The organism is Acetobacter sp. A11-2, from assembly GCF_040208445.1.
Lineage (GTDB): Bacteria > Pseudomonadota > Alphaproteobacteria > Acetobacterales > Acetobacteraceae > Acetobacter > Acetobacter oryzoeni.
Genome location: NZ_CP157843.1, coordinates 826,141 through 849,814, shown reverse-complemented (window position 1 = coordinate 849,814; position 23,674 = coordinate 826,141). Strand labels below are relative to the sequence as shown.

The following is a 23,674-nucleotide window of genomic DNA, read 5'->3' as shown; positions in this document are numbered from 1 at the left end:
GTTCATCTGTCATTATTTTGTCCGAGAAAAACGGGCTGCCCGCTTATAGGCAGCCCATGCGGTTATGCGCCGCTATATCCCCATTGTGCATCAATCCATGCAATACGGGTTTCCGCATAGTTCATGATATACGGGATAGACCATTTCCCCCCGGCTGCCATATTGGCCGGGGCACCTGTTGCACCCGTCAATGACCAGTTTGCAATATCCTGCACCATCATGGTCGGATCAATCAGATCTGACTGCTCCTTGATGAGACGGTTGATATTGGCTGCGGAAATAATGCCCGCATCTCGCAACTGCCGCCAACGCGCGCGCAGTTCCGGCTTGAACACTGTATGCGCCAATTTGAAAAAGCCGGGGTTCTGGCTGGTAATCAATGTAGCTTCATCCATAACCCAGCCAATTTGGTCAGCATCCGATTGGGTGCCGGTTAGCCCCCATACAAGCCCCCATGTTTCATCTTCATCATAGGGCCAGAAATACCAGATACCGGATGTAGAGGTGGCACCCCATGCCCCCAGCATGAAGTTGTTCTGCATACTGTCAAACGAACCCGCCACTTCACACAGCAGAACGTAATCAAGAAACGAATTGAGATCGAGATATTGGCGATAGGTTGCGCGTGCATCCACCGCTCCACTCACGCAATCCCCCATCCATTTTACGATACGTTGGCACGCGGCATTCACATCCGGCGCTGTGGTGGTGATATCGTCCTGATTTTTATACCCGGAAATGGATGGGGACTGGACGACCCATTCTGTGGATACAAAATTGCCGTTCCAGATATTCCCCGCGTGTTGCGGCTGAATGAGAATGTGTTGGTTGTTGGCATCATCCATTAGGTAGTCAGGATTATCAGCGGGCGACCGCAACACATACAGACCCAGAAATGCACCATTCTGCCACAACTCAACCGGAAAACCGCGCGTGGTAAACAGGGCACCCGTATGTTCACCAAAATCCGTATCAACCCAATAAGCATAAGCAGATTTCGGTGCCAGCAGCCCTGATGGATATTTGTGCATTGCGCTCCAAAGCGCGGTTGTCATGCTATCCCGCACAAGCGTCCGGTCTGTGCCATACCCTTTCAGGGTAATGCTGGTCATGGGGAACCAACTGCCGATACGCACACCCAGCTTATTGCCAGTATCGGCGTTTTTCAGTTTCAGTTTCCAGTTGTGCTTGTTGGCATTGTCACTGGTCTGCCCCTGTGTCTGCCATGTCCCGGAAGCTGAAAACAGCGGGATTTTGCCTTCGAAAAACGTAACCGACATATTGGGGGTGGTGCTGGTTGTGGGCAGATCGCCTTCAACCAGAATACGCCACGGCGCGGAAGGAGCCGCAAGGGTAATATAATCCCATTGTTCAGAAGCATTGTCCGCACCAAGCTGAACAAGGCCACCGTTATCAATAAACCCTGTTGTGGGTTGTGCCACCTTAGCCAAAGATCAACCTCCCGTAATAACGGGATGCACCATCCCACATGATTTCCACACAGCAGACAGCGCCAATACGGCTGTCCACAAAGGCAGCACCTTCAGGCCAGATTACGTTATCAGGCCATGTAATTTCGCAATTACCGCCATAAGGCTGCTGGATAAGAACACGCATGATCTGCAATTCGCTAACGTTACCGCCTGATACAGATAGGGCGCAATTTTCGTTAGGCAGGATGCGATAGCCAATGTTGCCGCAGTTTGCGAAAGGCAGCTTACAGGACGCGCCGGGGTTTGCTTTGGTCAGCAACGGTGTGCCGCTTGTCACGGCATCCACAATCTGACCGCCGGAGAGGGTGTCGCCACCCGCTCCAGTTGCAACCCCTGCCGAAAAATCAAGCAGGGTTGACATCATGCACCTGCCTTGGCTTCAAGAGCCGCAACACGCGCTGTCAGAGCAGACAGGGCACTTTCCTGTGCCGTGATCTTAGCTTTTGCGGCCTCGAACAGCACGCACAGTATCTGTTCGTAACGCAGCATCTGCGTATAGACCTGATTGCCTTGGGCGTCTTTTTTAAGCGCTACAGTGCGTGTGGTGATAGGGTTACCGGAACTGTCCTTTTTACCAGTATCCACCTCGGTGGTTTCATACACAGGCGAATTTGTCCACAAGGCGTATTTTGCTGGGTCAAGACCTGCGTTCGTGATCGCTGCCTGCACCGTCTGGGCAATAAAGCCCGCATGCAAACGGGCGTTTGCAGCCCCTTTTTCAGCAATAGATGCATTAAGCTGGAACATCGTGGTATCCAGACCAAACAGGGCATCTGCCAGTTTCTGGCCGTCTGCGTAGGATGTATCGCCTAGAGAGCCAATAACTGTTTTCTGGTTAATATCAGATGTAACCTGTACAGCCGTTTTAGAGTAAATATTGCCCCAAGCATGATCTGCCATACCAAGGTTAGAAGCACCATCTACACCTGAATGGAATGCTGTACCACTAAACGATTTATAAATAATAGCAGAACCAACACCCGTTCCCCAAACAACTTCATTAAGAATAGTACCCGAGGTACGCCCGCTAATACTATACTGCATAATAATTTCTCCACAGTTTGGGTCTTGTGAAGTAGTACCATCAGAATTAAGAATATAACCAAAATTAATCCATTGATTAGCTGACCAAGCAGGAGGAAATGTAAACTGTGCATTTTGGTCTAGTTTAACTGTCCCGCCCGGCTTCATGTATGCAGTCTGTGGGATATATGTATTGCCCAGATCATTTATTGCATTCGTAGCTGCCTGTGCAGCAGTAACAGCGGATGAGGCAGTATCTGCGGCGGATGTTGCTGCACTTTGGGCAGATGCAACCGCAGTGGCATTATCTTCAACAGCCTTGCCCATATCTGCAAGGGTCTGGCTGGTTGTCCCGCCTGTAGCCGTTACAGAACAGGCAGAAAGATCAAGGTTCGTAGGTGCGCCGTAAGTTGTAGCCATTGTAAAATTACTCCGAAGCGGCGCACAGAACGCCGATGTTATTGATTGTGTTAGGGAAGAAAACGCTGCCGTCTGTCAGAACAATTCCGGTACCGGCATCAACAGACAGACCAGCAGGCAGAGATGAAGGATTGCTGACGTAAGACGCAGGCGCGACATACACATTCCCGTTCACGGTGAAATCTGATGGAACAGTGCCCGTAACGCTAGGCCGCGCCACCACTGCACCACCCAGAACAGTCAGGTAATCACCATCCTGCATGGTCGTAGCCATATCAGAAAGCGCAACATCACCTGATGCAGTCCGTACCTTTGCGCTTTCATCAAGTGTTAAAAGAGGCTTAAGCGTGGCTGCCTGCGTCTGCGTGGCTGGCTCAACAGACAGTGCAGGCTGTAAAATTTCACCGTCAGGCAGTACTAGATTTCCGTTGGCATCCAGAGTGGCAACCCCATTGGGTTTTCCAATATTTGATACCAATTTAGAAACATCGCCAAGCGAGACAGCGCCGTTTCCTGCTCCAATATTGCTTTGTGGGTCAATATTATCGGCTTTCACGGACGAAAAGTACGGACTCCCGTACGGCGTTGACGGAGTTGCGTCAGCCATTTGCGTTCGAGCTTTATGCTCGCCTCTATATGAAAATTTAGAGTTTTACGATTGAGCGGGCATAAGGACGCCACCATTACTGACGTATTCGCCAGTAATTGGGCGCGTCCACTGCATAATTACGCCACCGTTGCTCAGGTAATAAAATGGGATGCCAGATGATCCCACCATCAGCACTCCGCCGTTGTTTACGACATCGGCAGGAAGAACACCGTTCAGTGCCGCGGCTATTTCTGCCAGCGTCATTCCGCCCGCTATTGCCTGGCTAATATCAAGCCCAGCAAACTGACCAGAAGCAATTAATGGCGCAACGAGAGCCGCGAGTTGCCGAATAGAAACCGGCGTAAAAGTATCTGCGTCAGCCATAAGCCCTCGCATAAAAAAAAGCCGCAAAATGCGGCCTCAGAGTCGTGAAAATCATTAAGAAGTAGGCGTGTAAATGTCGCCAATATTCAGAGAGCTATTCTGAACAATTCCCATTCCAGAAGGCGGTGTCCATGTGGACTTTCCATCCCATAGAACTGCATTCACTACATATCCAGCAGGCTGTGTACTGGTCGCCTCTGTGCGGTAAACAATATACCGTTCCATCAGGCATATTCCTCAATAATCACGATACCTGCAGAACCAAGGCCACCTGCATATCCCGTCGTTGTATTGGAGCCGCCACCTGCGCCGCCTGCACCAAATCCTGACGCTGCAGTCCCCGGGCCGTTATCGGTCGTGTAAGTGCCAGCTCCCCAGCTAGATGGTGTTCCAATACCCGGATATACAGTTCCGTTAATGGCCCAACCGCCAGCGCCGCCCTGCCCCTGTTTCTGATAGACAACAGATAGAACATTTGTGCTGTCATGAACGTATGCGGGACCACCGCCTGCCTGCACACCGATACTAAAAGAAGTATTGGCCGTAGTTACGCCATAACCACCCTCATTCCCGCCTTGGCACTCTACTGCCGTGCCAAACCAAGAAGAGCCACTTGTCGATTGAATATTCGTATTCGTGGATTCAGCCGACGCACCGACAGTGATTGACTGAGGAGAACCGTCCGATACATCAAACCAGAATTCGATTTCACCGCCAGCACCACCTGAGCCGCCAGCCGAAACATGAGACGTGTCACTATTTGCCTGCGCATAACCGCCAGGGCCACCCGCACCGCACATCCGAACACGCGCCATACGCGCGCGATTTCTTGGGATATACGTGCCGCTGCTCGTGAATTTCTGCGTCCCCAGATAACGGCCACGCTCTAGTTGCGGTACGGTCGGATAAAACGCTGTAAGGGCTTTAATCGTGGCTCCAGCGCTGGTTGTTGCGGCAGCGGGAACTGTTACTGTGTAAAGCGGAACGACTGCGCCGCCAGATGGTGGTGCAGGCGCTTCGGCAGCCAGAACTAATTCCGCTTGTGCTAAACGGGTAACCGGCAAAGACGTACCAGCATTTCCGGGCCCTGCCTGCGTCTGACTTGGATTATCCGCATTATAGAATGGCAGCACAGTTTCATCTGTATCTACCTCAGAACACACAGCATATAATGTTGCTGTCTGCCCTACTGTGAGCGTAATGCTTCCTCCAGCGCATCCGTAAACAACAAACTGCGCAGATGTATCAGCAGGAATACCACCCCCATTCCCGCCGAAGGCTGTTTCATCAATGGCGCCAGAAGATGCTACAATGCCAGAGCCTACAGCAATGGTTAGCGCAGAAGCGGATGGCGTAACAGCAAAACCGAAAGCCGCAGAAACCGTAGAAAAATCTCCATAAAGAAGATTTAACGCCTGCCCCAATGCAGTTTTCAGATTGCGTTCACCCCACAACAAATCTGCATCAAGCGGAATCTGCCCTTGATAAACAACCCTGCGCTGCATCAATTTTCAACCTTCACCCACGCCGTAACACCTTCGGCGCGCACATTATTGATTGCGGCGTAAATTGCCGCCACGGACGCTGCATTGCCCTGCTTTGTCGTCACGAAAAACTGGCCTCCATTCAGGCCACCGTAATACAGTCCGGCCACACCATATCCGTAGCCACCGCCAGCGGCTGGGGCCGCAGTTGAACCAAGTCCCTTGCAATCACTGGCACTTGTGGGCTCAACCACGATAGGCGTTTGCCCTGTCAGATCCTGCAATGCTTCCGTAATGGCTGTGCGAGTATTTTTCTGGGCGACAAGAGTCTCTTGGATGCGCTTTCTATAAGACGCATCTGTCTCTCCAGAAGCTCTCGGCAGCGCATCACCAAAGAAATCGTAGGCAATTAGATCCAGAAAAGAGCCTGTGGCCGTGGCCAGACGCATCTGAAGATTAACCTGCCCGAACAGGTCATAAACCCATGACAGAATATTCCCGATGCCCTGCAAAATACCATTCAGAACAGGCGCTTTTTCACTCTGGTTTGCTGCTGGAGGATCTGGGAACCAGCCGAATGGAAGGAGTTGCCGAACACGGCGGGCAAAATCGTTCTGATCTCCCGTAGCCATTAGCTGCCTGCCTCAACAACCGTCACCGCAACGGAACCTGCCCGGATCACCTGTTTGGTAGCGGCTGCTAGATCCGATTGCGAGCCGTTCAACAGCACATTCGTGATGGAAACAATATCCACCCCGGCATTGTTGTAAGCCACCACAGGAAGTCGGCTGTATGCGTAACCAGCCCCCACTTTCTGGGCATCAATGTCTGCCGTAATCGCGTTCTGGATATTGGTTTGAACAGTAGCTGTATCTGTTCCTGCAGACACGGTTACCGTCATGCTGACAGTTGCCAGAAGCTCTATCGGCCCAATAACAGCAAACCCAACACCTTCCGCTTTCACTGCATCAATTGCCGCGTACACAGAGGCCAGAAGATCGGCAGATGGAGTGCCTGTGCCATCATCGACAACAACCGTAAAATATCCCGGCCGGAATGTGCCGTCTGGCGCTTCGCAGTTGATGATTTCGTAAGTGAGATTGGTCTGCACGCCAGCAATAGCATTTTCGATAGCGGCATTACTGGCCGTAGCTTTTGCCGCCAGCCAATCAGGGAAGCGAGCCTTTAACTGTGCGTCTGTCTCTTCATCGGAGCCATTCACAAGCGCTACTGCATTCGTCACGGTATCAATACCGGCAATGCTGGTTCCAAGAAGGCAGATGGCGCCAGCGGCAACATTGCCAGTTGAGCCAGAAACCTGACATTCAACGGGCACAGTAATAGATCCCGTTCCCGCTGGCCGCACATAAGCGCCAGTTGCGGCAGACCATGCAGAATTACTCGTATCTTCCGTCACGGCATAATTCACACCAACTACAGTGCGAACAAGAACGCCAACCGCCACAGATGCAGACTGCTGATCTGGCTGGAATGAGGTGAGTGTCACCTCACCCGTAGCGGCAGTCCCCGGCATGCGGGACATACCAAAATCAGCCACCCAGCTATCCGCATCAGTGCCATTTGATGTGGCCAACCTAGAGCGCGAAAGGATAAGCAGCGCAATATATTGCAGCCATAGACCTGTGCCCGACACAGATTCCATAATTGCCCGCAGCGGCGTACCCACAGCCATATCCAGCAATGAGGCACACGCACCCTGCGCTGCCGCCACTGACTGAGCAACAAGCGCGGCATACGTTCTTAAAGGAAGCGACATGAATGTTCCGTCAGGTCAGCGTCAGGGCCTGCACGCTGTTTGTTTGGGCATCAGTGTAAGAAATTAGGCAGGAGAAGCCGCCATTTCCGTTATCGGTCAGCTTCACAGTTACGGGCTGCGTTTGATCAATTCCGGCCTCTAAAGCGCATTGAGAGCGGATAAGCGCGTAAAGCTCTGCTTCCGTGATGATCTGGCCGATCTTCTGAGGCAATCCGGCACCATAGTCAGGCTGCCAGATATACCCAGTCTGTGGTGTCATAAGCCGCCTGAGCAAGCGTTGCCGGACACCATCATGGTTGCTGGCAATCAGAAGCGACCCAGACGCATCAACCTGCAGATCGCTGCCCCATTCGTGGGAAAGGCAGCTCATCCAACGGGCGCTCCCGTATCCTCGCCCTTATTGCCGTTGCTGTGAACATGGCCTGTGAGACTAATGCTTCCCGCCTTCACGTCCTGGTCAGTGGTAATATTCCCGCCAGTGACCTCAAATCCGGAAGCTGAAAGCGTAGCTGTAACCCCGCCAACTTTCCACTGATGCTGGCCATCCTTTATGGTGGCTGTAGTATCAACCCCCACGCCAGAATAAAGCGCATCCCGCGTAACGTGCATCCATGGGGCCACTTGTGCAGCTTCGCCTCTTTCGCGGCTTGTTTCGTCCACAGGAGGCGCACCACACCCAGCCATCAGGAGATATTCCCCCGACTGGGCCACCTTTCCTGTCGCTGGCGATACTGGAGGCGGCATCACGGTGCAAAACACAGGTGCGGCCACAACAGAATGTTCAGGGTCGCCGCAAACCGGCAGCAAATGCACCTGCGTGCCTACATTCGGCGGGCAGGAAATGCACAAGTCCCCAACCTGCACCGCGGCAAACGGCAGCCAGCCCGTTTCAACCCCGCCTGGCATCACCTTGACCTTTACGTCATGTGTAACCGGATCAACCGCTGAAATCAGACCGTTTTCTTGCTGCCCATAAGTGCCACCAGCGGCGAACGCCATTGGTCTGCTATCAATCATATTCCTGCGTCTCGTCCTGCGTCACATCACGGTTGCGCAATGTGATATTCTGCCGAAAACCCGTGCCTTCACCGTAAGATGTCGTCACAGAATCAACGGCATGCGTTCCATCCCATGTGGAATTTGTGCCCGCCAGAGACATGAAATGGCGCGGCTCCAAGCTGATCATTCCCGGTGCTTCGTAAGAAATGACACGCTCATGCGCGACAATCTCATGGTAAAGCTGCTCAGCGCGCGCCTGCACTTCATCCATACGCAAACCCGGAAACTGAAAACTATGCAGGTTCCCGACATCTGAAGCCTTGCGGGCAGAGCCGCCATCGGGGCCGAAATACCATTCCACCTTCGTGCGCTGCCGACTATCCCAAGACAGCACATGCACCATCACACCTTTGGCAATCTGATAATCGCGCCTGAGAGTAAGGCTTTCGCAGGCTGCCCGTATTGCTGCGCCCGCTCCGCTGTCCACATACGCCAGCTTATGAACAACAGCGCCATCAGACGAAGGCGAAAGCATGGGCCTGCACACAAGCGTTGTACCGTCCACATACAGATCAGCCTGTGAACTGTTGGCAATATACCGAGCCAGATCAAAGGCACTACGGAAGCGGTTGCCACTCACACCAGAATGGCGCTTATGTTCCGTCTGCCGAAATTGCCCCTGCATGGCATTGGACAACTTCTTACGACCACGGGCCGAAGGAAGCATTTTCCCTTGCAGGATACCTTCAATATCTAAATCTGCCGTCAGCCCTGCTCGCGCAGCCATATCCTTGAGAATTTCTGGCCCGGTCATGTTCATCCAAGAAGCCAGAACACGCATGTCCAAAAGCCGAGCCAGATAATCTCGACATTCAATGTCCAGCGTGGCCAAGGTCGGTTCATAGGAAACCGTTGTTACCAGCCCCTGAAATATCGTTGTCCACTGCGCACCACCCAGAGCGGCATCCTGCATTTGCAGTGTGATGTCGATTTCCGGCCCCGGTTTGCCGCTGACTGCGTCTTCCTGGTCAAACCATCCTGCGCCACTGCCAGTTCTGGCTGAAGCCGAAAGCTGTCGGTCCACGGCAAACGTCAGCGTCAAGGTATCTGCACGGGAATACCGCGTTCTCATCAGAGAAAACTGCTTTACCTGCGTTTCCTGCCTGATTTTCCCGTCAATCAGAACCCGGCAGCGCGGCGCACGACACCAATTGGCGGCGCTGGAGCCAACAACGGTAACGGCCTGAGTAATGTCGCTCATGATGTATAATCAGGAATGCCCGCATTCTGGGTCTGATCAGGTGTAGGCAGCGTGAGCGTTACAGGCATGGTGAAAGGTGAAAGATCAGGATCAGTCAGCCCGTTCAGTTGCGCAATCCGCCACCATTGTGTGGCATCACCCAATTCGCGGCAGGCCACATGGTATAAAGTGCTATCTGCTGCACTTACTTTAACAGTGTTCACCATCTACGCTGCTGCCGACACAAGCTGCCAACTCCCGCTGCTATCTCCAGCGGTCAAGGTGTTGGCATAGCCGCGGTTAACCAAAGCTCCGCTATCAACAGCGGCACTTTGCAAACCTGCATTGGCCGTAAGCGCCGAAAGGCTAGAGCCATTCTGGATAGAAATTCCCGAAATATTTGCGCCAGATTGCGAAATGGTAGTCATTAAACTGGCGCCAGCAGATTTCAGACCCGTCACAATTGAAGCCACATTATCGGGCACAGAGGCGAGATTGATACCCGCGCCGGATAACCCCTGCACCATGGTCAACTTATCGCTCACAGATGCCAAGGCGCTACCCGCGCCAACCATATTCGCTAAGGGAAAAACCTGCCCAATCACAGCCTGACCTTGTGCAGAAATATTGGAAAGGGCCTGAGCTCCATCACTTAATGCACTTGTAACGTCAGAAAGGGCACTGGCCGCATCATCCCCAATCAGAGATGAGAGCGCTGATGTTGATGTGCTGGTAGAGGTGACAGAAGCAGACTGGCGTTCTAGCTGAATACGATATGGAATGATCGCGCCCTTAAGCGAATAGTCAAAGGCGTATTCAGCAATAATAACCGTTTCATTGATGCCCGGCCCCGTGAATGAAACCGGCTGCCCTGCATCGCGCATCTGGGACAGAAGTTGCGCACGCGCCAATGCATTCGGGCCAGTGAACCGCGCATTCCATGAAAACCGCGCTGGATCGTTTCCTAAGCGGTCAACAATCTTGGTGCCGCCCGGCAGCCAATGCACTTCCAGCCGCTGCTGGCCACCATTGGTCAGAACATCAGGAATTTCCATGCCATACAAAGGCACGCTGCCCAGAGTAACAGGCGCAGTTGTCCCGTAACGTCCAATAGAGCCAATGACGTTTTCAATACTGAGCAGGCTGGCCATGACGCTAACAAAAAAGGCCGCTCCATGCGGAACGGCCTAATCACAAAACGGGCGATGATAGAGACAGAATGGCATAAACCTCGCTAGGGTACAAGCCCTATTGCACGACGCCCTGATTTGAGAACACAGGCCATTTCTGCAACGGCTGCGTGGAAGTGCGCGGCACAAAGGGCCTATGCTTCACGTTGATGTCAGGATCTTCCGCCATCTGCTGCAATTCTGGATCAGAGCGCAGATCCAGAGGCAATGATTTAGCCGTGAAAACAGAATGCGTAGCAAGGTTCTCAACGCGCCCACATACACCTGCCGCCATATCAAAGCTAAATTGCCCGCGAGCATTGGGGGCACTCATCACTCGGCGCATGCAGTGCGCGTCTGTTTCTCCCCAATCACGCCCGTATGGGGTGCCGGGATGGGAACAGGCTGCGAGGGCTAATATGGTGATTATGGGAGTTAAACGGCGCATGCAGGAAGAATCACATTTCCGTACAAAATTATCAATGGTTTAGATGCATTCATCCCTTTCTGGGCTTGCAAATAGAGCATGAAAGATTAACGGTGAACACAAAAGGAACAACAAACCACCGCAGAAAATCAGTGTTTCCCAAAAATCAAGCTTATTTATAGGAAAAAATTTTGCGAATCTGGCCTTGACCCACACCTCGGGTGGCAGGATTATCTCCCCAGATACGAGAAAGGAGCAACCTGGCCGGGCCGCTCCTTTCAATTCCGCAGCGATTGAGCCGCTCGCGGAAATGCTGCTATGTGGATAGCGTGGGCATCTAGCCCCCGCAAGCAGTATCGGTCAAGGGCGGCTTTCTTTAACTTTCTTTTAATGAAAGACCGTTCATTATGGCTAAAAAAGAAACTATCAAGCCTCCTACGAAAAAAGACCTATCAGCCGCCTCAAAGGATTTGAGAAACGGTGACCCTGCAGGCGGTCGCGTACTGTCTGACAAATCTGTTGCAGTCCGGCAGGGCGTGGCGAAGGGTAAGCCAAAAAAGTAATATTCTGCACGCAGCTTTTTGGGAATTCCATAATCCCATTAAACTGCTGGCGGTCTGAGTGAACATCACCAGCACTCAGAGCAACCATGTAGGCACGTTCACTTTCTTTAATCAGAAACCCACATGTCACACATGGTTGCCCTGTTGGGGCTGGAACTTCATCAGACCATTTCCAACCCGCTTCATAATGCGCGCTATCTTCCCATTCTACGAAAACTACGGGGAAAGGATGAGAATTAATCATTCGCTCTCATTAGTACGACTAGATGGGAAAGTACAGCCTTATTTTTCAATCAACAACCGTAGGATTAATAATGAGTAAGTTCCTTATTTCTTATCTACTTCGGGAAACCCACCCCAATGATTTCCATGATATATTTAAAGAAAAGTTAAAAGAATGCAATTGCTCAGAATTTGTAATCGCCGTTGACAATAACAAAGAAGAATTTTTTTGTAAGCTTCCGCATACTACGCTGTGGTGCCAAGGAAACGCCGCAAAAATTGAGAAAGGTGTTTTTGAAATAGCAAATGAGGTGCTAGACGATGCTGTCAAAGCGGGTCAGCTTTCAGCAGGGAGCGCAGATTTAATAAAAAGAAAAGGCGGCCTTTTAGAGAATTTCTCTCTGTCTTTCTTGTCAGATTCTATATCTACATTGCCAATGATGCTTGTAAAAGATGGGACGCGGACAGGTAAAGTATATCCCACTGTCGACATTGATAAATGTCTTGAATATCAAAAAAATATTTAATATTTGCCCCGATTTTTACATCGGGGCCCTTTATCAATTTTCTCAAGCCAAAGCCTTCTGCCCCACACTAGCCCGATCCTCTTCTTCAAGATCGTGCCAGAGTTGCATCAGTGCTTTCCCGGCAGTCCGCAGATACCGCTTCTTCGCATCTGTTTCCCTATCAGAATAGAACGCAGCAGTTCCCAAGTGCATTGCATCAATGATCTGCTGCTTGGTTAAGCGCGCTTCCTTTCTTGTGCTTTCAAAGAATACGCAATCCTTCATGATTTGAAGGGTAGATTCCACACCAGCGTTGCCACCCTCGAAAGGGTGGCTGGCCTTTGCGGCGCTTACGCTGGTGTTTTCGTAAAAGGCTTGCGGGTTGCCTTCCGCGCTTTGCTGCGTTTAGCGATTTCCGTTTTCATCGCCTCAGCACGTGTATGGGCTTCGTATGGTCCAAGGATAGAGCGAAGTTCAGCCAGACCTTCTTGGGTAATCATTGGCTGCCCTACGCCTTCAACGTATCCGGTGCGCTTAACCTCTACGTTTTTTGCCTCCATCAGTCCCGCTTTTACCTTATCGGCATATGCGCACTTACGCCCCGTGACATTGTGCGTATAGATCCAACGCATTTGGCAAAGCTGCTGGATAAACTTCCTTTCCGGCCAACCGCACTGTTGAGCGGCAGAGCGCAGGTTATGCACGCCATCCAAAGAAGCCAGCTTCTTGTATGCGTCAATCTGCGGAGCGGCTTCTGCAAGCTCGGCCCTCTGCCGCGCCACTGTATCCTGCAAGACCCGCATGGCCCGAAGCGCCAACTGTTCTGGCGTTTCTTCTGGAGCCGCCAGCATATAACCGCCGGTCTTTCGAATGGCAGGAAGAATTTCACCAACGACCTTTTCTTCAAAGGCTTCTGCTGTTGGAAGATTGGAGCGCATCACAAGGCGGTAAACATCGCGCTCTGGGATAATCGAAATCCCCCGAAGATTTTTCCCCTGTTCAGTTAACCCCATTTCTAACGATTCGTTATAATTGAGTTTTTTCAATGCCTTACAATGATCATTTAGCGCCTTGCTGGCATTGGTATAACCGAGGGCATCAGTTACCTCATTACCGATAAAATGCGCCTCACCCCGATACTCGAAACCGCGAACAGCATGATTCTCAAAAGAGAAAGCTACGATGTTATTTGAAGTTGAAACTGAAGATGTGTTATTTCCCATCACGACCATCATTCCTTTGTGGTTGACGAGGCACTGGGGGAAAGTTTGGCGACTGCCCCGGTGTCTCGATTGCTTGCCTGTTCAAGCCAAAACAAAACTTCTGCATTCTGGCTTCTCTTGTTCTGCTCTGCTGACTTCTGCACCCACTCTTTGAGATGCGTTGGTAGCCTTAGTCTTAGGTGAGTTGTATCCATACCCTACCTCTTATGACGCAAAATGCGTCATGTGCTTATGGTGTGCCAAAGTGCGTCATTGCAGTCAATAAAAAATTGCGTCATTCATGCGTCATGGCAGATGAAGCTCATTTTCGTTTACGGATTCCACGCGACCTAAAGGAATGGGTCGAGAAGGAAGCCGAGAAAAATCACCGCTCCATCAATGCGGAAATTGTTCACCTGATTGATTCAGCGAAAGGTGAAGCGGAGTTTCATGCAAGCATGGAAGAGCCCTGCATGACGTCCGAGGAATTCGACGAAGCTCTCCAATCTCATGAGCGCGTAGAGACTGCGCTTTCCGAATTGAATAATAGCGATCTCTTACAAATACTCGCTGAGAGACTTCTTGGCCGCCCTCCTCGTTTTCCGCGATAATAGTTCCGCACCAATCTGGGTAGCGTTCATTGTGCGCTCTTGAACAGCTAATGGCTGTGGTTGCCATCCCAGCTCCTTCGGAAGATCAATACCCATTTTCTCTTTAACGGTGGAGACCGCTTTTAATCGCGCTTGCGTCAGGTCCATTCCTTGGCGTTTGTTGAAGGCCAGAGCCGAACCATGCAGGGCGATAGCTTTGCGAAGACGAGTAACCTGGTCGAGCGGCTTGGGTGGTAGATGCGATGCCCCGCCCGCTATCGCTTCCATTTTCTCGCGGGCGGCTTGGTTGACCCATGCGTGAAATTCGGGGCTCAGCTTTTTTGCATAAGCGAAAGCCACCTGCCAGTAAGCCCATGTCCCGCCGCCTTTCCCGGGCTTGGATTTTATAACATGGGAAATTCCCATGTTTTGAGTTTCGCTGATAAACTCTATAAACTTTTCACCATCAACAGAACGCTGCCACTCCGATGGGGAGCTGGACACCGGCTCTCCTGCTGCCTTCCACATATCTGTTAGGCAAAGCATTTCACCAAGAAAGTTGATGGGGTGCTCATTGTAGGTGATGACACCTTTTTGGAGAGCGCTCATGCTGCATCTCCATTACGGAAGGCTTCGCTGATTTGGCGAGAAATGGCATCGCTAGAGATTTTGTCTTTCGCAGACGCGAAGCTTACAATCGCATCGTGGAAAGTAGAGGAGCGGCGATCGAAGCCCTCAGCGTCATCAGGGTCATATTTCCCGGCGCAAAAGGCCATGGCGTTGAGGGCGAGAACTGCTCCCATAGCCATAAAGGGAACATCCTCAATATCTATATCAGACTCCACGCAATGAAGCCCGATGAAGCTGGCTACCTTGAGCAATGCCTCATCGCCGAGGCCAGACCACGGAAGCTTTGCGCTATCCGGTACATTTATGCTATCATTCGTCATAGCGAATATATCCTATTTGCTGCTTGTGGCGGCGGAGAACTGTTTGGCGATAGGCTCCGCTGCCATTTTTTCTTCTAGTATTTTTGCTACCTCTGCGTTCAAAGTATTGACACTCCACATAGCTCTTTTCTCAAGCCATAGCTTGATCTCGGGCTTTACGCGAATGTGCATTTGAACACTAACCGGAGATGGCTTCCGGTATTTATTCATCGTGCCTTTCCTTTATACCTATGAGATAACAAGAACCTCACAGGAATCAAGGTATATTCCATATACCAAATACCGGTCAACTGTCTCCGGTATTTTTTTTCCTACGCGCCTCTCTCCAAGTCCAATATTCATCATGTGTCATGGTGCGCGCGCAGGCGTCATCTTCCGCCTTAGCGTATTCGGCTTTTGCAATTTGTTCTATATCTTTATCTAGGCATTCCGCTAACGGACGCCCCAATCTTCTATCGCGGATAGGATCATGGAATCTTACCCATGACCTCATACCTTGCGCAGCTACGCGAGAAAAACTTACCGGGAACTTCCTCTCGATAATTTTTTCAACCATAAAGAACAGCGCATAAAAAAAGATATCTATCTGCTCTCTTTGATTCGCCTGTTCAAATGGTGTTTCTGTAAGTGGGAGGCCTAAATTAATGCCCTTGATAGCCTCTTGATAGAAGCCGTCGTGCCCAAAATAGGAAAGGCCAAGAAAATTCTTAAGAATTGTTAAATTTTCGCCAGAAGGCCTACTCTTCCCCCTCTCCCAGTCCGTAATAGTGGATTGAGAGACCTTGATAGCTTGCGCAAGTCCAGATTGGGTTAAGCCTTTTTTCTTTCTTGCCTCAATAATGTCTTTAGCCCATTGCGGCTTAAATTTCTCAGGCTTAGTCACAGCTACCTCCAAACGTAAGAGGATTCTTTTATATAACGGAAGACATCGCCGCCATATGGCTAGTTGTCACGCATCCATTTCACTCAAGGCTTTTTGGCCGTGTTTCGTCCCGTTTAATGCCTTAAATAGCCTTCCCCAAAAGATTAGATAAGGAAAAGCAAGGCTTATCTTTTCCACTTAGGGAAATTATCAGAACGTTTGATTTAAGCCTTCCCAATCTGGGAACCTCTCCTGACTCCCCAACCCCTCCTCGTACAGGCAAACTCTGCGGGAAGGGAGATTCGGATGAGAAGATCGATATTTAAGCGGTTACTGGCTGGGGCTTTTGTTGCGTCATTATTCGCCACCCCAGCTCTCGCATTTGATCCATCGACATACCAAGACCAGCAGACACAAACTGCGCCATACCAATACCAAGAGCCGGACGAAAGCCAGCTTGAAGAACACCGCCACTACAGAAACGTAGATGGCCGCACGATCCATTCCCCCGCTCACACTCGCAGTGGGCAAGCCCCATCAGGAGCCACAGCAAAGTGCGGCGATGGCACGTTCAGCTTTAGCCAGCACCATCGGGGCACTTGTTCACGGCACGGGGGTGTAGATCAGTGGTTGTGATAAGGCTTGAGCGATCCTATTCTTGAATAGACATCCCCGCTTTTTCTGCCGCTAAACGCATAGCGCTTGTTATATCTAATTTTGGGTTTGCGTGACACTGAGCAAGGAACCCTATTAAAAGGCGGGGATAATCATTTCCAATTGTGTCAGCATCTATATGCGCAGAAAACATCAATGTCCCTAAAAACACATTATTATGGCTTGTATCGGCGGGCGATAAATTTTTGTGCATATCTATGAATTTGATAAAGCTTTCGCACGAATCTGAAGATGAAATGTCCGATGCAATCAAATTGTGTGCGTTAAAGTTAATAGGTGGTCGCCGCTTTTCATCCGGCAAAATATAAGAAAAATCTCCAGACCTAATGCATCCACGAACCAAATCTGTGCCATTGTCGCTTTGCAAACAAGCTTCAGCACTATTTACATCGTTTTTATTCTCAATGGCAGTTATGCCAATGCGCTTCCCATCAATGGAATCCTGAGATAGCATGTAGGTGCTTTTAGGTTGATATTGCCATGATGAGGGCAAATGGTAGCGGTTGACCACAAATTTTCTTGCCGCTTCTTCTTGCTTTTTATTTAAACGCGCCAAAGCATCATCAGATAACCCTATAGGGATGGCGTCAGATAGTTCGTTAACATACTCATCATATACCATGAGAGGCCAAGGCGCGATTTCCGTGGCAGGGAAAACATCAAATCCGCTCCCTACTCGCTCTCCTTCTGGCCGCAGATCAAAATAAGCATCTGCAAGATTTTTATATTCTGTAGGCGGTCTATCTCCCCATGGATTATTTAAGAAAATCCTTACTTTCCCAGTAACAGCGCCATTTTTTACTGCTAAACGCGCAAGGTAAGCCGCTGTAGCTGCCCAGTCCTCCATGCGCCCACCATCTTCAATCATAACCGAAATTTGGGCGTCAGGAACGCTGGGATTCGTATAGTTTCGTACTGCTTCAATAATCGTAAATGGCAAAACATTACCTGAAAAAACAAGCGGTCTCCCTTCTGTTTGCGGAGCCGCTTGCTCGTTTTGGGGCCGTCCAAGCGAACTGGCATGTTCATTTTTATATTGATTATAAAAATAAAGACTGCCGACTGTAGTAATTGCAACTGCGGCAATTACCGTCCTCCACATAGATTTATCGTCCATATTACGCTCTTTTTTTGCGTTCAAAGGACACTAATACCAAACCCTTGGAGAACAATCATCACCAGCCCGGCACTCCCGGCACCCGTGGTGTTGAAAGTGGGTCTGGCATAGCATTGCTTGCCCGCATTTCGCGGTCATAATCCTTCCTCACCACACTTTGCACATGTCCGGCGATCTGCTTGCCATCTAGGTAAACAGATACATGCGTATCGCCTTCCTGAATTGTTGTAGGTTGATTACGCACTTGCACTGGGGGCGTCCACGCACCTGTCGGAGTTACATTTACCCTGCGAGCAATGCTATTGCTTTGAAGGTAACCTTCATTAATCGTATCTGCTGCAACACCGATAAGCCCCCCACCAAAAGCGCCGACAGCCGTGCCAAGCCCGGGAATGAAAGACCCCGCCGCAGCGCCTGTTGCTGCCCCAGTCGCACCAGACTCAATCAAGCGCCTAACCCAACCCGGCAAGGTATCCATAACCTTCCCAATCATATTGCCGATACCTGTAACCACATTCAGCAACATATAAACATCATTGGCAAACATGCGGATATCGTCAGGATGCTTCTCGGCGAAGTCTGCCATGCCGTTAAAGGTTTGGGTCAGCAGATTGATGGACTTCACAAACGGCCCTTGCGTAATACGGCCTATCGTAAATTCTAGGCGTTCGAAGGAAGTATCCATCGCCAATTGAGCAGCTTTCGGGCCTTTTGCCAGAGCATCAAGCGTCCTAGTCACATCTGTGCGCTTTGCGGCCGCAGCCTGTCGCGCAATATTACCCTCTGCGCCGGTTGCCTCATTGAGCATATCTTGGACATTCATACGCTGGAAATACCCTATCATTTCAGGGCGCGTCCTAAGCAGAGGCGAGATATGCTTCGTAATCCATCCAATCGGATCTTCAGCTAGAGCCTTTTGATCGACAAACTGACCATTACGCGCAATCAACCCAAATTTCTTGTTGCTGAAATACGCAAAATCCTTGTCTCTCATCCGAGTGTGGTTGCCGAGGAATAGATCGTCAAACGACTTAATGGCGGTTGCCGCGCGGTTCGGGTTGACGTCGATGAAGTGGGCAAAGTTCAACATCCCTTCATCAGACATACGCATACCTTCTGCGCCCGCTGATTTGGCAAAAGCCAAAAACTTGTGACCATTCATGAACTGCTTGTTAGCAATATACATTGCCAACGCTGTATTCGTGCTTTTTTCTGCGCGATCGCGCGAAAACTGGCCCGTCTTCTTATCGTAAAACCTATTAGAAAGATCCTGCGCCCGGATAAAGTCTATGCTTTCTCTCATGGCGGCTTCTGGGCTCTTGCCCATAAGAAGAAAAGATTTATCAACCCGGTTTAGAAGGCTGGCAATGTGTGGCGACTCTCCCACTTCGCCCCCAGACAATTGGTACGCTTCCTGTGCAATCCGGGCAGCATCATTAGGCGCAAGAAACGGGTTATCCTTCATGGATTGCTGCGCGATGGCCTGAATAGCCCCCATATTCTGCGCGGCCACAGGGTCGCCACTCATCCCCCGGAATGTCTGGTCATACCCGGCGGCCTGATCAAACCCACTGGCGGCAAAGTGCGCCACACCATGAACGCCCTCGTAAGCTGCCAGAGGGCCCACCCAATGCGGCAGACGTGCTGCGGCTGCTATGGTTGCGCCACGCTCGGCCATATTCGCGGCAGGTGAACCAGATGGCGCGTTAGAGATCGGCTTCCACGGCCCGTAGGTCTGGTTCCCGCCCATCCACTTGCCATCCATGCGCAAGTTTCCCGGATACGGGATAAGCGCGGTGCCCGGGACAGGTTCGCTCTGCGTCCAGTTTGGCCGATAATCAGCCGGATTTTCAACGCGACGAAAGTTGGGGGTATTCCCCATACTATCGCCCTGCCCCGGCAGCGGAATAAGCGCAGTTCCGGTCTGTGGAGGCGGCAATAGCGGAACTGGAGCGCCCGGCACATTCATAGCCGCAGCAGAATACGGAGAAACGTAAGAGCCCCCGGCATCTGTAATAGGAGTGACTGATGGCGGAACGGGAGATGTCGCACGCGCGCGACCAGTTGGCACAGGAGATACGAAGGGCGCAAAGCCTCCAGCACCCTCACCAGACTGCGGAGCAACAGGCGCACGGAACTTAGTAGAAGCCGCAGCAATCGTGCGTGCAGCACGGGCGGCACGCTCCATGTCAGAAGCCATGCCTGCGGTAAGTCGTCGTGCACCGCCCAGAGACGAAACCATGTTGTTGAAGCCCATCTGAGCATCTTTCTGGGCAGTCGCCAGACGCTCCAGCGCGCGGATCATTTCGCCAACAGGGCCAACAACCTGTGTGGCATCAGCGACTAGCGAGACGCCGATTTTATAGGCTTCAACAGTCATCATTCTTTCCTACTGGAGAGCGTCCAGAGTCTCATTTTTTGGGAGTGTTGTGCTATCATTATATGCTTGCATTTTCTTGAATGATAGCATATTATAATATCATGAACCGCAAGCAAGAACGCCTCCTGAAAGCCATCTTCACCAACCCGGTGAGCACAAGCCAGAGCTGGGCAGACATTGAAGCCCTTCTAGTGGCCATTGGCTGCACAGTTATGGAAGGCAACGGTTCTCGCGTGAAGTTCGTCTGCCGCAAGCAGGTTCTGGCAGTTCATCGTCCCCACCCGCGCAAGGAGGCAAAGGCTTACCAAGTCCGCGCTGTGCGGGACTTTTTGACCAACTTAGGAGTAACACCATGAGCGGAATGGCTTATAGAGGCTACCACGCCCGCGTTGAGTTTTCTGCGGAAGATGGCGTTTTTGCCGGCCGCATTGCGGGCATTCAGGATGTCATCACTTTCGAAGGTGAAAGCGTTCCAGAACTGCGGGCTGCGTTTGAGGAAGCTGTTGATGATTATATCAGCACTTGCTCAGAAATCGGTAAAGACCCGCAAAAACCTTACAGCGGCAAAGTCATGCTTCGCCTTTCCCCTGAGGTTCACGCCCGCGCTGCCATTGCAGCAGAACTGCAAGGCATGAGCATGAACCAATGGGCTGAGGCAGCTCTCAATGATGCCTCCCTCAAGACTATCTCTCGATAGAGATAGGCAACCCGCAGGCCCTTCACTTCACGCGAGCTTGAAGTCTGCACAAGGGTTGCGGGGGGGCGCGTGGTCAGGGGCAGCGTCACATTATCCCCAATACTATTATGGGCGATTCCGCTTGCCAAACTGCGGAATTTAAGTGGTAGTTTGAATTTCAGCCGCAATCTCACCACATTAAAAATAGTATGATGGCGCGGTCTCAGGTGTGGGGCTATATGCAGAGAAGGCTCTTGCCTTGATCCATCTTTCTTATATAACCCGCAAAATCTAGAGACCACCGCCTTTGTCAAGGTGTCATTGATCAAGATATCATTGATCCAGCGCGAAAGTGTGTGTCATCGTACCTGCATGGGCATTCTGTAGCCCGCCAACTTTAACCGGGAGGACCGAGCATGTTTTCTTTCTCGATCATCAACCCCCGTGTAAAAGGGGGTAAGTGATGTGCGATTTCACTCGTCCGCAGGAGCCAATCCTTGCAGCTCCTGACTTTGCTAAAGCTCGTAAAGTTGCGGAAGAAACTCTTCAGAGACTTAAGATAATTTATCCTCCGGTTGATCCACGCTTTGTAGCAGAAGCGTTAGGGATTAACGTAAATTATGTTAGGTTCTCATTCCCTACGTCGGAAGAAATATCAGGTTATATTCAACCTGACAAAAACCAAATTGTTGTCAACGAAGAATTGCCAACCAATAGAATACTTTTTACTATTGCACATGAGCTAGGACATTTCTTGCTTCATAAGCGATATGTGAAATCTCATAACTATAATGTTTTTCCAAGGTACAACAATTATCCCAAAGGGAAACCTCCAGAAGAAGTTGAAGCTGACATATTTGCTGCGAACCTATTAGTTCCGTTTTGTATGCTAAAAAAATACGAAAATGTTGCTTCGACTCATGAACTTGCAAAGATGTTTTGTGTCTCGGAGGATGTTATTGTTAATCAGCTCTATTGGCTGAGAGCTACCAGCAGATAAATGACAGAGGATATTCATACTGCTCCTTTTCAAGATCCACGATTGGCCGCAGAAAAGTCAATCGTGGATGATGCTGGTAAATCTCAGAAAAAAACAAACAAAGATGTCTCTCATGATCTTAATAAAGGAATGCGCGAACGCGTAGAACTAGATGGTCGAAGAAAATTTTTTGATTTACGAGAACAATGGTCAGCCGTTATTATAATATGGATTTTTATTCTTATTTTATTTAATATAAGCCTTTCTTTTTTAGTTGGATGGGGATCATTAAACTTTAAAGAATATAAATGGTTTATTACCTCTGTAACGGTTGAAACATTTCTGCAAATCGTCGGTATGGGGTATGTTGCGGTTAAATTTTTATTTTCTGATGGAAAATCAGTAATTCCCTTTGAGAAAACAACATCAGCAACAAAAACAGAAGATAAGTAAAGATTTCTTTATACGCTCTGTAGGCAACGTCCTCTCACGCTAAAGCTTTCTGCCCACACCAGTCCATTCACTCATCCCCTTCCCGCTGGTTAGGCAGAGGTAGCCCACACATCGCACGAACAGCAAGCGCACCAATACGACGCACGATCTTGTGCTCATTCCTAAAGGCCGCCACAGAAAGCTCCGGACGTGGCGGCTGATAGTTTTTCTGCTCCATGCGGCCGAGTTCAAACACTACAGCCTTGATATCGTCAGAACCGATAGAAGCATGCACCACAGGCCCGGCCTCGGATATACGCACGCCGTAGCTCTCGCGCATATCGCCAGTTCGTAACCCCGGATCATCCGGCGTAAATCCCAACCTGATACGCTCATCTATGGTGCTGTCTGCCAGTGGAGCAGTTGGAAGGCCGGGTTCAGGCCCATCCAAATAATGCCCGATCTGCTCTTTCGTATCGCGCTCAATAAGGGCAGCGCCCTCTTCCATGCCACGATGAACGGCCACATCAATGGCAAGCCCCCTTGTCGCCAGATGGCCTATGAATCCCTCAATGGTCTTAAAATTCCGCACCATCTGGCACCTCAATGAACATCATGGCATCCCAATCGAACGTTTCTCCACGCATTTCGCGCAGAGCTACGCAGGCGGCCAACCTGCGCTTATCGCTCCATTTCCCACAAACTTCCCACGGCACCCCATTCTGAACGAGAAACAGCATTTCCCTAAAAATGGGGTGCTCGCTCAGTTTTTTACTGCGGCCTTTTCATCGGCAGAACTGGCATCTTTCTTGCCGTAAAAAATCGGCATAAGCGCAGCTACGCCATCATTGCCGATATCGTTGGCCAGATCCTTCACTTCGTCTTTCGTAATCGGCATCTGCACAGGCACACCATTAATGGCGGTTACAGAGCAGATCATCTGGGCATATCCCAACCATGCTCCGGCAGACTGTGAACTCATCGCAGAGCCTGCGGCCTCAATCAGATCCAGCATACTGCCCGGATCAATTTCTTTCAGGGAAAGAGTTTTGCCTGCTGCCGTTTTAACTTCTGCTGGAATGCTCATGAAATTTTAGTCCGAATTGGAGAGAAGAAGCTGAGGGTCTGATAAACAATCCCCTCTTTTTGCCATGTTCCGCCCGCTGAAAGCGAAAGCCCTACCTGGCTGAACTGCCATTTGGACGTGCTGCCATCTGGCTCGCTGATATACTGGTAAATGGTGCCGGAATTGATCGTGCCGGCAGACCAGAACCCTTCTTCAATGGCTGCAATCAAATCATCAACAGCGCGATTAGCACGGGCAATCGTAAAGCTTCCGCGCCAACCATTCGGTGTTGCAAATTCAATCGGCGTGCTGTTGAGCGGATCTGCGCGCTGGGTTGTAGTTTCCTGATTGGCTGTAAAACCAGTCACGTCCCGTAGATCAATGCGGGTCCCTGCCCAAAGGAGGGTAAGCCGACAGTTCCGGCCGATGCTGTATGGGTTGGTAGCCAT

34 protein-coding genes are annotated in these 23,674 nt (G+C 50.5%); 8 read left to right on the top strand and 26 right to left on the bottom strand.

Features of this window, described 5'->3' with window-relative positions:
- Positions 1 to 62: 62 nt before the first annotated feature.
- From ABNV41_RS04205 to ABNV41_RS04140, 14 genes are all read right to left on the bottom strand, one after another.
- Complete coding sequence (locus tag ABNV41_RS04205) at positions 63 to 1,442, bottom strand: CotH kinase family protein (RefSeq protein ID WP_349935094.1); 1,380 nt, start codon at positions 1,440 to 1,442, stop codon at positions 63 to 65.
- Between the two features lies 1 nt (position 1,443).
- A complete protein-coding gene (locus tag ABNV41_RS04200) occupies positions 1,444 to 1,857 on the bottom strand; it encodes a hypothetical protein (RefSeq protein ID WP_349935030.1) in 414 nt (137 codons plus the stop codon).
- The gene (locus ABNV41_RS04195) at positions 1,854 to 2,936 is read right to left on the bottom strand and encodes a tail fiber domain-containing protein (RefSeq protein WP_349935029.1); all 1,083 of its coding nucleotides are present in this window, start codon (positions 2,934 to 2,936) and stop codon (positions 1,854 to 1,856) included. The genes ABNV41_RS04200 and ABNV41_RS04195 overlap by 4 nt, the downstream gene beginning before the upstream one ends.
- A gap of 7 nt (positions 2,937 to 2,943) precedes the next feature.
- Positions 2,944 to 3,492 (bottom strand): hypothetical protein, encoded by a 549-nt coding sequence (locus ABNV41_RS04190; RefSeq protein WP_349935028.1) that lies wholly within the window; start codon positions 3,490 to 3,492, stop codon positions 2,944 to 2,946.
- 96 nt (positions 3,493 to 3,588) lie between these two features.
- Positions 3,589 to 3,909, bottom strand: coding sequence for a hypothetical protein (locus ABNV41_RS04185; RefSeq protein WP_155467996.1), 321 nt, complete (start codon positions 3,907 to 3,909; stop codon positions 3,589 to 3,591).
- A gap of 224 nt (positions 3,910 to 4,133) precedes the next feature.
- Positions 4,134 to 5,414, bottom strand: a complete 1,281-nt coding sequence (locus tag ABNV41_RS04180; protein WP_050819920.1) for a hypothetical protein — start codon at positions 5,412 to 5,414, stop codon at positions 4,134 to 4,136.
- Positions 5,414 to 6,025 carry a hypothetical protein gene (locus tag ABNV41_RS04175; RefSeq protein ID WP_050819921.1) on the bottom strand — a complete coding sequence of 204 codons (612 nt, stop codon included), beginning with the start codon at positions 6,023 to 6,025 and terminating at the stop codon, positions 5,414 to 5,416. The genes ABNV41_RS04180 and ABNV41_RS04175 overlap by 1 nt, the downstream gene beginning before the upstream one ends.
- Complete coding sequence (locus ABNV41_RS04170) at positions 6,025 to 7,170, bottom strand: baseplate J/gp47 family protein (RefSeq protein ID WP_349935027.1); 1,146 nt, start codon at positions 7,168 to 7,170, stop codon at positions 6,025 to 6,027. Before ABNV41_RS04170 ends, ABNV41_RS04175 begins: the two co-directional genes overlap by 1 nt.
- A 10-nt stretch (positions 7,171 to 7,180) precedes the next feature.
- Positions 7,181 to 7,540: a hypothetical protein gene (locus tag ABNV41_RS04165; RefSeq protein ID WP_050819923.1), complete on the bottom strand. Its 360-nt coding sequence runs from the start codon at positions 7,538 to 7,540 to the stop codon at positions 7,181 to 7,183.
- Positions 7,537 to 8,187 (bottom strand): phage baseplate assembly protein V, encoded by a 651-nt coding sequence (locus tag ABNV41_RS04160; protein ID WP_050819924.1) that lies wholly within the window; start codon positions 8,185 to 8,187, stop codon positions 7,537 to 7,539. The genes ABNV41_RS04165 and ABNV41_RS04160 overlap by 4 nt, the downstream gene beginning before the upstream one ends.
- Complete coding sequence (locus ABNV41_RS04155; protein WP_050819925.1) at positions 8,180 to 9,430, bottom strand: hypothetical protein; 1,251 nt, start codon at positions 9,428 to 9,430, stop codon at positions 8,180 to 8,182. Before ABNV41_RS04155 ends, ABNV41_RS04160 begins: the two co-directional genes overlap by 8 nt.
- Positions 9,427 to 9,636: a hypothetical protein gene (locus tag ABNV41_RS04150; RefSeq protein ID WP_050819926.1), complete on the bottom strand. Its 210-nt coding sequence runs from the start codon at positions 9,634 to 9,636 to the stop codon at positions 9,427 to 9,429. The genes ABNV41_RS04155 and ABNV41_RS04150 overlap by 4 nt, the downstream gene beginning before the upstream one ends.
- Entirely contained in the window at positions 9,637 to 10,560 is a 924-nt protein-coding gene (locus ABNV41_RS04145) for a hypothetical protein (protein WP_050819927.1), read from the bottom strand.
- A gap of 97 nt (positions 10,561 to 10,657) precedes the next feature.
- The gene (locus ABNV41_RS04140; RefSeq protein WP_080986804.1) at positions 10,658 to 10,924 is read right to left on the bottom strand and encodes a hypothetical protein; all 267 of its coding nucleotides are present in this window, start codon (positions 10,922 to 10,924) and stop codon (positions 10,658 to 10,660) included.
- Positions 10,925 to 11,412: 488 nt separating this feature from the next.
- On the opposite strand from ABNV41_RS04140, the gene ABNV41_RS04135 reads away from it, so the two are divergent.
- Positions 11,413 to 11,568, top strand: coding sequence for a hypothetical protein (locus ABNV41_RS04135; RefSeq protein WP_155467998.1), 156 nt, complete (start codon positions 11,413 to 11,415; stop codon positions 11,566 to 11,568).
- Positions 11,569 to 11,882: 314 nt separating this feature from the next.
- Complete coding sequence (locus ABNV41_RS04130) at positions 11,883 to 12,317, top strand: hypothetical protein (protein ID WP_155468000.1); 435 nt, start codon at positions 11,883 to 11,885, stop codon at positions 12,315 to 12,317.
- Between the two features lie 42 nt (positions 12,318 to 12,359).
- On the opposite strand, the gene ABNV41_RS04125 is transcribed toward ABNV41_RS04130, so the two are convergent.
- From ABNV41_RS04125 to ABNV41_RS04115, 3 genes are read right to left on the bottom strand one after another with little or no spacing between them, the layout of a single operon-like run.
- Positions 12,360 to 12,602: a hypothetical protein gene (locus ABNV41_RS04125; RefSeq protein ID WP_050819931.1), complete on the bottom strand. Its 243-nt coding sequence runs from the start codon at positions 12,600 to 12,602 to the stop codon at positions 12,360 to 12,362.
- Between the two features lie 44 nt (positions 12,603 to 12,646).
- Positions 12,647 to 13,519 (bottom strand): BRO family protein, encoded by an 873-nt coding sequence (locus ABNV41_RS04120; protein WP_050819932.1) that lies wholly within the window; start codon positions 13,517 to 13,519, stop codon positions 12,647 to 12,649.
- An 8-nt stretch (positions 13,520 to 13,527) separates the two neighbouring features.
- Positions 13,528 to 13,713: an Arc family DNA-binding protein gene (locus ABNV41_RS04115; RefSeq protein ID WP_349935026.1), complete on the bottom strand. Its 186-nt coding sequence runs from the start codon at positions 13,711 to 13,713 to the stop codon at positions 13,528 to 13,530.
- A gap of 12 nt (positions 13,714 to 13,725) precedes the next feature.
- Here ABNV41_RS04115 and ABNV41_RS04110 point away from each other — a divergent pair, with 12 nt between their 5' ends.
- Positions 13,726 to 14,109 carry an Arc family DNA-binding protein gene (locus tag ABNV41_RS04110; RefSeq protein ID WP_080986806.1) on the top strand — a complete coding sequence of 128 codons (384 nt, stop codon included), beginning with the start codon at positions 13,726 to 13,728 and terminating at the stop codon, positions 14,107 to 14,109.
- Here the strand turns inward: ABNV41_RS04110 and ABNV41_RS04105 are convergent.
- The 3 genes from ABNV41_RS04105 to ABNV41_RS04095 all read right to left on the bottom strand — a co-directional run bounded on the left by ABNV41_RS04105 (position 14,056) and on the right by ABNV41_RS04095 (position 15,921).
- Positions 14,056 to 14,697, bottom strand: a complete 642-nt coding sequence (locus ABNV41_RS04105; RefSeq protein WP_050819933.1) for a KilA-N domain-containing protein — start codon at positions 14,695 to 14,697, stop codon at positions 14,056 to 14,058. The two genes, ABNV41_RS04110 and ABNV41_RS04105, sit on opposite strands and share 54 nt — an antisense overlap.
- Positions 14,694 to 15,038, bottom strand: a complete 345-nt coding sequence (locus tag ABNV41_RS04100; RefSeq protein WP_050819934.1) for a hypothetical protein — start codon at positions 15,036 to 15,038, stop codon at positions 14,694 to 14,696. The genes ABNV41_RS04105 and ABNV41_RS04100 overlap by 4 nt, the downstream gene beginning before the upstream one ends.
- A 286-nt stretch (positions 15,039 to 15,324) precedes the next feature.
- Positions 15,325 to 15,921, bottom strand: coding sequence for a helix-turn-helix transcriptional regulator (locus tag ABNV41_RS04095; protein WP_196332555.1), 597 nt, complete (start codon positions 15,919 to 15,921; stop codon positions 15,325 to 15,327).
- 285 nt (positions 15,922 to 16,206) lie between these two features.
- Between ABNV41_RS04095 and ABNV41_RS04090 the strand changes: the two genes are divergently transcribed.
- Positions 16,207 to 16,536 carry a DUF3761 domain-containing protein gene (locus ABNV41_RS04090; protein ID WP_080986808.1) on the top strand — a complete coding sequence of 110 codons (330 nt, stop codon included), beginning with the start codon at positions 16,207 to 16,209 and terminating at the stop codon, positions 16,534 to 16,536.
- A gap of 16 nt (positions 16,537 to 16,552) precedes the next feature.
- Here the strand turns inward: ABNV41_RS04090 and ABNV41_RS04085 are convergent, their stop codons facing one another.
- A complete protein-coding gene (locus ABNV41_RS04085; RefSeq protein ID WP_050819936.1) occupies positions 16,553 to 17,692 on the bottom strand; it encodes a hypothetical protein in 1,140 nt (379 codons plus the stop codon).
- Positions 17,693 to 17,750: 58 nt separating this feature from the next.
- Entirely contained in the window at positions 17,751 to 20,075 is a 2,325-nt protein-coding gene (locus ABNV41_RS04080; protein ID WP_349935025.1) for a hypothetical protein, read from the bottom strand.
- A 98-nt stretch (positions 20,076 to 20,173) separates the two neighbouring features.
- Between ABNV41_RS04080 and ABNV41_RS04075 the strand changes: the two genes are divergently transcribed.
- The 4 genes from ABNV41_RS04075 (at position 20,174) to ABNV41_RS04060 (ending at position 22,180) form a co-directional block, all read left to right on the top strand.
- The gene (locus ABNV41_RS04075; protein WP_019089490.1) at positions 20,174 to 20,428 is read left to right on the top strand and encodes a type II toxin-antitoxin system HicA family toxin; all 255 of its coding nucleotides are present in this window, start codon (positions 20,174 to 20,176) and stop codon (positions 20,426 to 20,428) included.
- Positions 20,425 to 20,769 (top strand): type II toxin-antitoxin system HicB family antitoxin, encoded by a 345-nt coding sequence (locus ABNV41_RS04070; RefSeq protein ID WP_019089491.1) that lies wholly within the window; start codon positions 20,425 to 20,427, stop codon positions 20,767 to 20,769. The genes ABNV41_RS04075 and ABNV41_RS04070 overlap by 4 nt, the downstream gene beginning before the upstream one ends.
- A 442-nt stretch (positions 20,770 to 21,211) precedes the next feature.
- Complete coding sequence (locus ABNV41_RS04065; RefSeq protein WP_349935092.1) at positions 21,212 to 21,748, top strand: ImmA/IrrE family metallo-endopeptidase; 537 nt, start codon at positions 21,212 to 21,214, stop codon at positions 21,746 to 21,748.
- Complete coding sequence (locus ABNV41_RS04060; RefSeq protein ID WP_349935024.1) at positions 21,749 to 22,180, top strand: hypothetical protein; 432 nt, start codon at positions 21,749 to 21,751, stop codon at positions 22,178 to 22,180.
- A 67-nt stretch (positions 22,181 to 22,247) separates the two neighbouring features.
- Here the strand turns inward: ABNV41_RS04060 and ABNV41_RS04055 are convergent, their stop codons facing one another.
- Genes ABNV41_RS04055 through ABNV41_RS04040 form a run of 4 tightly spaced genes read right to left on the bottom strand, consistent with a single transcriptional unit; the run spans position 22,248 to position 23,674 of the window.
- Positions 22,248 to 22,754, bottom strand: a complete 507-nt coding sequence (locus ABNV41_RS04055; protein WP_349935023.1) for a hypothetical protein — start codon at positions 22,752 to 22,754, stop codon at positions 22,248 to 22,250.
- Positions 22,738 to 22,899, bottom strand: coding sequence for a hypothetical protein (locus ABNV41_RS04050; RefSeq protein ID WP_349935022.1), 162 nt, complete (start codon positions 22,897 to 22,899; stop codon positions 22,738 to 22,740). Before ABNV41_RS04050 ends, ABNV41_RS04055 begins: the two co-directional genes overlap by 17 nt.
- A 23-nt stretch (positions 22,900 to 22,922) precedes the next feature.
- The gene (locus ABNV41_RS04045; protein ID WP_349935021.1) at positions 22,923 to 23,246 is read right to left on the bottom strand and encodes a hypothetical protein; all 324 of its coding nucleotides are present in this window, start codon (positions 23,244 to 23,246) and stop codon (positions 22,923 to 22,925) included.
- Complete coding sequence (locus ABNV41_RS04040) at positions 23,243 to 23,674, bottom strand: hypothetical protein (RefSeq protein WP_050819942.1); 432 nt, start codon at positions 23,672 to 23,674, stop codon at positions 23,243 to 23,245. The genes ABNV41_RS04045 and ABNV41_RS04040 overlap by 4 nt, the downstream gene beginning before the upstream one ends.

Coding starts and splice junctions, on each gene's coding strand:
- ABNV41_RS04165 (WP_050819923.1), bottom strand. CDS start 7,540: ATGAGCTGCCTTTCCCACGAATGGGGCAGCGATCTGCAGGTTGATGCG.
- ABNV41_RS04145 (WP_050819927.1), bottom strand. CDS start 10,560: ATGGCCAGCCTGCTCAGTATTGAAAACGTCATTGGCTCTATTGGACGT.
- ABNV41_RS04115 (WP_349935026.1), bottom strand. CDS start 13,713: ATGGATACAACTCACCTAAGACTAAGGCTACCAACGCATCTCAAAGAG.
- ABNV41_RS04060 (WP_349935024.1), top strand. CDS start 21,749: ATGACAGAGGATATTCATACTGCTCCTTTTCAAGATCCACGATTGGCC.
- ABNV41_RS04130 (WP_155468000.1), top strand. CDS start 11,883: ATGAGTAAGTTCCTTATTTCTTATCTACTTCGGGAAACCCACCCCAAT.
- ABNV41_RS04055 (WP_349935023.1), bottom strand. CDS start 22,754: ATGGTGCGGAATTTTAAGACCATTGAGGGATTCATAGGCCATCTGGCG.
- ABNV41_RS04110 (WP_080986806.1), top strand. CDS start 13,726: ATGACGCAAAATGCGTCATGTGCTTATGGTGTGCCAAAGTGCGTCATT.
- ABNV41_RS04195 (WP_349935029.1), bottom strand. CDS start 2,936: ATGGCTACAACTTACGGCGCACCTACGAACCTTGATCTTTCTGCCTGT.
- ABNV41_RS04090 (WP_080986808.1), top strand. CDS start 16,207: ATGAGAAGATCGATATTTAAGCGGTTACTGGCTGGGGCTTTTGTTGCG.
- ABNV41_RS04075 (WP_019089490.1), top strand. CDS start 20,174: ATGAACCGCAAGCAAGAACGCCTCCTGAAAGCCATCTTCACCAACCCG.
- ABNV41_RS04040 (WP_050819942.1), bottom strand. CDS start 23,674: ATGGCTACCAACCCATACAGCATCGGCCGGAACTGTCGGCTTACCCTC.
- ABNV41_RS04080 (WP_349935025.1), bottom strand. CDS start 20,075: ATGATGACTGTTGAAGCCTATAAAATCGGCGTCTCGCTAGTCGCTGAT.
- ABNV41_RS04105 (WP_050819933.1), bottom strand. CDS start 14,697: ATGAGCGCTCTCCAAAAAGGTGTCATCACCTACAATGAGCACCCCATC.
- ABNV41_RS04120 (WP_050819932.1), bottom strand. CDS start 13,519: ATGGGAAATAACACATCTTCAGTTTCAACTTCAAATAACATCGTAGCT.
- ABNV41_RS04180 (WP_050819920.1), bottom strand. CDS start 5,414: ATGCAGCGCAGGGTTGTTTATCAAGGGCAGATTCCGCTTGATGCAGAT.
- ABNV41_RS04185 (WP_155467996.1), bottom strand. CDS start 3,909: ATGGCTGACGCAGATACTTTTACGCCGGTTTCTATTCGGCAACTCGCG.
- ABNV41_RS04100 (WP_050819934.1), bottom strand. CDS start 15,038: ATGACGAATGATAGCATAAATGTACCGGATAGCGCAAAGCTTCCGTGG.
- ABNV41_RS04155 (WP_050819925.1), bottom strand. CDS start 9,430: ATGAGCGACATTACTCAGGCCGTTACCGTTGTTGGCTCCAGCGCCGCC.
- ABNV41_RS04150 (WP_050819926.1), bottom strand. CDS start 9,636: ATGGTGAACACTGTTAAAGTAAGTGCAGCAGATAGCACTTTATACCAT.
- ABNV41_RS04045 (WP_349935021.1), bottom strand. CDS start 23,246: ATGAGCATTCCAGCAGAAGTTAAAACGGCAGCAGGCAAAACTCTTTCC.
- ABNV41_RS04160 (WP_050819924.1), bottom strand. CDS start 8,187: ATGATTGATAGCAGACCAATGGCGTTCGCCGCTGGTGGCACTTATGGG.
- ABNV41_RS04170 (WP_349935027.1), bottom strand. CDS start 7,170: ATGTCGCTTCCTTTAAGAACGTATGCCGCGCTTGTTGCTCAGTCAGTG.
- ABNV41_RS04200 (WP_349935030.1), bottom strand. CDS start 1,857: ATGATGTCAACCCTGCTTGATTTTTCGGCAGGGGTTGCAACTGGAGCG.
- ABNV41_RS04140 (WP_080986804.1), bottom strand. CDS start 10,924: ATGCGCCGAGTGATGAGTGCCCCCAATGCTCGCGGGCAATTTAGCTTT.
- ABNV41_RS04135 (WP_155467998.1), top strand. CDS start 11,413: ATGGCTAAAAAAGAAACTATCAAGCCTCCTACGAAAAAAGACCTATCA.
- ABNV41_RS04050 (WP_349935022.1), bottom strand. CDS start 22,899: ATGCTGTTTCTCGTTCAGAATGGGGTGCCGTGGGAAGTTTGTGGGAAA.
- ABNV41_RS04065 (WP_349935092.1), top strand. CDS start 21,212: ATGTGCGATTTCACTCGTCCGCAGGAGCCAATCCTTGCAGCTCCTGAC.
- ABNV41_RS04085 (WP_050819936.1), bottom strand. CDS start 17,692: ATGGACGATAAATCTATGTGGAGGACGGTAATTGCCGCAGTTGCAATT.
- ABNV41_RS04175 (WP_050819921.1), bottom strand. CDS start 6,025: ATGGCTACGGGAGATCAGAACGATTTTGCCCGCCGTGTTCGGCAACTC.
- ABNV41_RS04070 (WP_019089491.1), top strand. CDS start 20,425: ATGAGCGGAATGGCTTATAGAGGCTACCACGCCCGCGTTGAGTTTTCT.